Source organism: Lutibacter sp. (assembly GCF_041596795.1).
GTDB lineage: Bacteria > Bacteroidota > Bacteroidia > Flavobacteriales > Flavobacteriaceae > Lutibacter.
In genome coordinates this window covers 1-5,528 of record NZ_JBFHHX010000180.1, presented here as the reverse complement: position 1 = coordinate 5,528, position 5,528 = coordinate 1, and the positions used below count along the sequence as shown (strand labels likewise).

General features: G+C 30.5%; 7 protein-coding genes. 3 read left to right on the top strand and 4 right to left on the bottom strand.

Annotated elements, in window-relative coordinates; all coding sequences use genetic code 11:
• From ABY298_RS14605 to ABY298_RS14595, 3 genes are all read left to right on the top strand, one after another.
• On the top strand, positions 1-411 hold a 411-nt coding region (locus ABY298_RS14605; protein ID WP_372746790.1), incomplete at its 5' end, for an aminomethyltransferase beta-barrel domain-containing protein.
• Between the two features lie 44 nt (positions 412-455).
• On the top strand, positions 456-2,126 hold the full coding sequence (locus ABY298_RS14600) for a S8 family serine peptidase (RefSeq protein ID WP_372746789.1): 1,671 nt from the start codon (positions 456-458) through the stop codon (positions 2,124-2,126).
• Entirely contained in the window at positions 2,127-3,059 is a 933-nt protein-coding gene (locus ABY298_RS14595) for an NAD(P)H-dependent flavin oxidoreductase (RefSeq protein ID WP_372746788.1), read from the top strand.
• A 77-nt stretch (positions 3,060-3,136) separates the two neighbouring features.
• Here ABY298_RS14595 and ABY298_RS14590 read toward each other — a convergent pair whose 3' ends face one another.
• The 4 genes from ABY298_RS14590 to ABY298_RS14575 all read right to left on the bottom strand — a co-directional run.
• Complete coding sequence (locus ABY298_RS14590; RefSeq protein ID WP_372746787.1) at positions 3,137-3,397, bottom strand: DUF1456 family protein; 261 nt, start codon at positions 3,395-3,397, stop codon at positions 3,137-3,139.
• Between the two features lie 129 nt (positions 3,398-3,526).
• Positions 3,527-4,441, bottom strand: a complete 915-nt coding sequence (locus ABY298_RS14585; protein WP_372746786.1) for a lytic transglycosylase domain-containing protein — start codon at positions 4,439-4,441, stop codon at positions 3,527-3,529.
• Positions 4,442-4,514: 73 nt separating this feature from the next.
• Entirely contained in the window at positions 4,515-5,177 is a 663-nt protein-coding gene (locus ABY298_RS14580; RefSeq protein ID WP_372746785.1) for an alpha/beta hydrolase, read from the bottom strand.
• A partial coding sequence (locus ABY298_RS14575) for a MarC family protein (protein ID WP_372746784.1) occupies positions 5,178-5,528 on the bottom strand: 351 nt, incomplete at its 5' end.

Below are 5,528 nucleotides of genomic sequence, written 5' to 3'. Positions count from 1 at the left end.
GGAAAAGTTGTAGCAAAACACCAAGGTGCACATTATTTTACCAAAGGACAACGTAAAGGATTAGCTGTTGGAGGAACAAAAGAACCTTTATTTGTAATAGATACTGATGTAGTTGAAAATGTAATTTATACCGGTGAAGGTAAAAACCATCCTGGCTTGTATAGAAATGTTTTATTTGTAAGTAGTGAGGAAACACATTGGATTAGACCAGATTTAATTTTACAAGAAGGTGAAAGTTTAGAAGTTTTAGCAAGAATTAGATACCGTCAAAAATTAGAAAAAGCAACACTATATCAAGTAAAAAATGGAATGTATGTAGCCTTTGAAAATCCACAATCCGCAATTACCGAAGGGCAATTTGTGGCGTGGTATTTAAATGATGAATTGGTAGGCTCAGGCGTAATTTCATAAATTAATTGTATTTTAGAATTTAAATAACTTTTAAATGTTAAAAAGTGAAAAGTAAATTACTGTTATTTTTATTGATATTTTCTTTTGAAACCATTTTTGCACAAGAAGATGCTTGGGTATATTTTAAGGACAAACCAAGTAAAGAAACTTTTTTAAGTAACCCTTCAACTATGCTAACAGAAAGGTCTTTAGAAAGAAGAACTCGCTATAACATTCCATTAGATGAGTTTGATGTTCCTGTAGAAGCAAATTATATTTCTACCATTACAAATGCAAACGGAATTACGGTAAAGGCAAAATCTAAATGGTTAAATGCAGTGCATGTACAAGGTGCTAAAACAGCAATTGAAAATTTATTAACCATTCAATTTGAAGGGAATACTATTGTTTCATCTATTGAATTTGCAGATAAAACAATTGGCGTAATAAGTGGTAAGTCATCAATAATTAATCAAGAAAATAAATCTGAAGATAAATTAAAAGTTACTACTGATTTTAATTACGGTCGTGCTGCTAATCAAACTCAAATGATAAAAGTTGATGTATTGCATCAAAATAATTTTACGGGTGAGGGAATGGTAATCGCGGTTTTAGATGCGGGTTTTCCGAATGTAAATACGTTTTCTGCTTTTAATTATATTAGAACCAATACAGGTAATAGTCAAATATTAGGAGGTTACAATTATGTTGGTAGAAGTGAAGAATTTTATACAGGTAGTACACATGGCACGTCAGTTTTATCAACTATAGCGGGTTATGTTTATAGCGATGATGGCGATGCAACAAACGATTTTATTGGAACTGCACCTGATGCTCAGTTTTATTTATATATAACTGAAGATAGCGCAAACGAAGTTCCTTTAGAAGAAAGCTTGTGGGTAGAAGCTGCTGAAGAAGCAGATAGGTTAGGTGTAGATGTTATTACTACATCGTTGGGGTATTCTTCGTTTTTTGATGAATCACGATACAATTATTCATATAGCGCTATGGATGGAAAAACAACATTTATAACCAGAGGAGCTGAAATTGCCTTTACTAGAGGAATGATTTTAATAAATTCTGCAGGAAACGAAGGTACTGATCCTTGGCATTATATGAACGCTCCTGCTGACGGACCATCGGTATTAAGTATTGGAGCTGTAAATGCATCTGGTGTAATTGCAAGTTTTAGTTCTTACGGACCAACGTATGATGGAAGAGTAAAACCAGATGTTTGTGCGCAAGGTTCTAGTGTTTATATTATTAATTCGTTAGGAAACATAGGTACATCAAACGGAACATCTTTCTCAGGGCCATTAATGGCTGGTGCTGTAGCTTGTTTATGGCAAGCTTTTCCCCAAAAAACAAATGCTGAAATTACACAAATGGTTAGAGAATCAGCACATTTATTCAATAATCCAACTGCTCAGGAAGGTTATGGAATTCCTAATTTTGAAACTATTTATAATACCTTATCAGTAGATGAAGTTATTGAAAATACAAACGAATTTAAAATATATCCTAATCCAACTAAAGGAGAAGTTTACTTTTCTCAAAGCATAGATTTGGAAAATGCAGATGTTAGGGTATTTTCTACCTTAGGAAAATTAATGTATAGTACAGTTATTTCATCTTCTAAACCAACTGTAGATCTTTCATTTTTACCAAAAGGGTTGTATTTTATTCAATTAAAACAAAACTTACAGGTATTTACTCAAAAAATTATAAAAGAATAAATGAATACAAGAATTACTAAATTATTTAATATTAAATACCCAATTATTCAGGGAGGAATGGTTTGGAATAGCGGTTGGAGATTAGCATCAGCTGTTAGTAACGCTGGCGGATTAGGATTAATTGGAGCAGGATCTATGTATCCAGATGTTTTAAGAGAGCATATTCAAAAATGTAAAAATGCAACAGATAAACCGTTTGGAGTGAATATTCCAATGTTGTATCCAAATGTGAAAGAATTATTGGAAATTATTGTTGAAGAAGGTGTAAAAATTGTGTTTACTTCGGCTGGAAATCCAAAAACGTGGACATTGTTTTTAAAAGAAAAAGGAATTACAGTGGTGCACGTAGTAAGTAGCGTAAAATTTGCCGTAAAATCTGAAGAGGCTGGAGTTGATGCTGTTGTTGCAGAAGGTTTTGAAGCTGGTGGACATAATGGGCGAGAAGAAACAACAACGCTTACATTAATTCCAATGGTAAAAGAAAAAGTAACTATTCCTGTAATTGCAGCAGGAGGAATTGCAACGGGAAGAGGAATGTTAGCGGCAATGGTTTTAGGTGCTGATGGTGTACAAATGGGAAGCAGATTTGTAGCAAGTGAAGAATCTTCCGCACATATTAGTTTTAAAAATGAAGTGGTTAAAGCTGAAGATGGAGATACACATTTAACCTTAAAAGAATTAGCTCCTGTTCGTTTAATTAAAAATAAATTTTATAACGAATTGCAAGAAATGTATGCCCAGAACGCTACAAAAGAAGCTTTAAAAGAAAAATTAGGTAGAGGTAGAGCTAAAAAAGGAATGTTTGAAGGTGATTTAGAAAATGGTGAATTAGAAATTGGTCAAATTGCTGGTTTAATTCACGCTATAAAACCTGTAGCTGAAATTATAGAAGAGATTGTTCAGGAGTTTGAGGAAGTGAAAAAGTCTTTTTAAATGCAATGAGCAATTAAAATAAGTCCTCCTAGTTTTTTAAAACTAGGAGGACTTATTTTATATACAATTATTAAGTTTTATTTTTTAGTAACCGGTTTCTTATCTTGTTTTGGAGGCATTGGGCCACGTAAATGAATAATTAATCCGTTTAAAAAATTACGTAAAATTTGATCACCACATTCCATATATTTTTCGTGATCTTCACTTCTAAAAATAGCGCCTAATTCACTTTTTGTAACATTAAAGTCTACTAATTTACAAATTTCAACAATATCTGTATCACGTAATTTATGCGCTACACGTAGTTTTTTAAAAATATCATTATTAGATAATCCCATAGGAAATATGTGTTTTTTTTAATTTTATGTAAAAGTAACCATTTAACTTATAAGACCTAATTAGTAGAATAACAATATGCAAAAAACATTAAATAATGTAAGCTAAGTTTAAGATCTTATTTATTTAAATTATTTTACAGGAATTTTAATATCATACATTTTTCGAGAACTGTTATTCAAATTATTTTCACGCAACCAAGGATTGTGATATTTTATTACGTTGTAATTAGTTCCTAAACTTTTTGAAAAACGAGCTATATTTGTAATAGCAGTATCAACTTTAACTATTTTAGTTTCTTCTTCAACATATAAATCTTCTTTATCAAAAACAAAACCATAGTTTTCAGGATTTGATAAAATTTCTTTTACGGCAATAATTCTAGGTAGGTATCTTTTTGTTTCTTCCGAAAGCATTAAATCGTAATAATCATCTACAAATTGTTCATTTTGTTTTCTAGATATTCCAGCCATACCAGCATTGTAAGACGCTGCTGCTAAGGTCCAATTTCCAAATTTATTTTTAGCTTTTTTTAAATAATCACAGGCAACTTCGGTCGATTTTTCTACGTTGTAACGCTCATCAACATTATCATTTACTTCCAAAGAAAGTTCTCTGGCCGTTTGTGGCATAATTTGCCAAAATCCTTTTGCTCCGGCCGGAGACGTCACATTTTGTAATCCACTTTCAATAGCAGCTAAGTATTTAAAATCATCAGGAATTCCATTTTTTTTCAAAATAGGTTCTATAATTGGAAAATATTTATGTGCACGTTTTATTAGTAATAAGGTGTTAGATTGCCAATAAGTATTAACCAATAACTCCCTGTCTACACGTTCTAAAATTTCGGTTTTACCTAGCGGAACTTTTTCTCCTGCAAACTCCAAATTATCAGGTATTTTTAAAGCTTTAATTTGATAAAATTCAGCAGTGTTTTTATCGCTAACTGGTTCATTTTTAATATTGTCTGATTTTGTTCCAAATATAAATATTGAGCTTACAAAAATGATAGCAATTAATCCTAATATTTTTATTGATTTTTCCATAGTAGTAGTGTTTAATAGTTGTTAAATTACAAATAATTTTGAGGTTTTTATTTGCAGTTCTTTAATTTAACAATTAATTAAGTGAATTAATAATAATTGAGCTAATTTTTTTTGCTCTATTCAAAATCATTATATGAGTACCTTTTTCAACAGCTATACAATTTTTGATATATTTTATAGGGAAAATTTCATCTTCGGTACCATGAATATGAACTATATTTTCTAATGGTTTTTTTTGATTCCAATGTAAAACGTTAAAAATAGCCCATTTTAAATAGGTTTCATCTCTAACAGATAAGTACTCTCTGTAAATTTTAACGCGTTTTTTAGCGTAATCGCCAAAAGCATATTTAAAAAAACCTTCAATATTTTTAATAGCGTGTGCCGGAAATAATTTATAAATTTTTGTTTTTTGAATTACCTTTAAACGTTTTGGTAATTCTTTATTGGATTTAATGCTTGAAACTAAAATAACTTTTTTAACAGCAATATGTTTGCTCATTTCCTGAACAATAATACCTCCAAAAGACACACCAACAAGTACAGCATTTTCTTCTTTTACAAAACTTGCCATTCTTGCTGCATAATCATTTAATGATTCTTTTTCTGAAATTGGTAGTAACCATTCCAAAAAATGAAGTTGAAATTGTTCTTCAGGAAATTTTAGGTATTCAAATATTTTTGAACTTGCAGCTAAGCCTGGAACAAAATAAATATGTGTTTTAGTTTTTGTCATTTACGAATGTAATATTCCTTGAATAATTGGTTTTAATCCACTAAAGAAAAACTCTACGGCAATTACCATTACAATTAATCCCATTAAACGCATCATTACTTTATTACCTGTGCTTCCTAGTTTTTCAGTAATTTTACTAGCGCCAATTAATATTAAATAGGTAATTAACAATACCAATGCAATTATTAAAATTAATGCTATTTTTTGAGGAATATCATTGGCATCTTCCATTAATATAATGGCGTTTGTAATTGCTCCAGGTCCACATATCATTGGAATAGCTAAAGGAGTTATAGAAATGTCTTCTACATAGGCATCAATTTGTTTTTCATCATCGGTATGTTTAAACTG

Excerpts from the sequence above, each read along its gene's own strand:
- ABY298_RS14595 (WP_372746788.1), top strand. The coding sequence starts at position 2,127 with ATGAATACAAGAATTACTAAATTATTTAATATTAAATACCCAATTATT.
- ABY298_RS14590 (WP_372746787.1), bottom strand. The coding sequence starts at position 3,397 with ATGGGATTATCTAATAATGATATTTTTAAAAAACTACGTGTAGCGCAT.
- ABY298_RS14585 (WP_372746786.1), bottom strand. The coding sequence starts at position 4,441 with ATGGAAAAATCAATAAAAATATTAGGATTAATTGCTATCATTTTTGTA.
- ABY298_RS14580 (WP_372746785.1), bottom strand. The coding sequence starts at position 5,177 with ATGACAAAAACTAAAACACATATTTATTTTGTTCCAGGCTTAGCTGCA.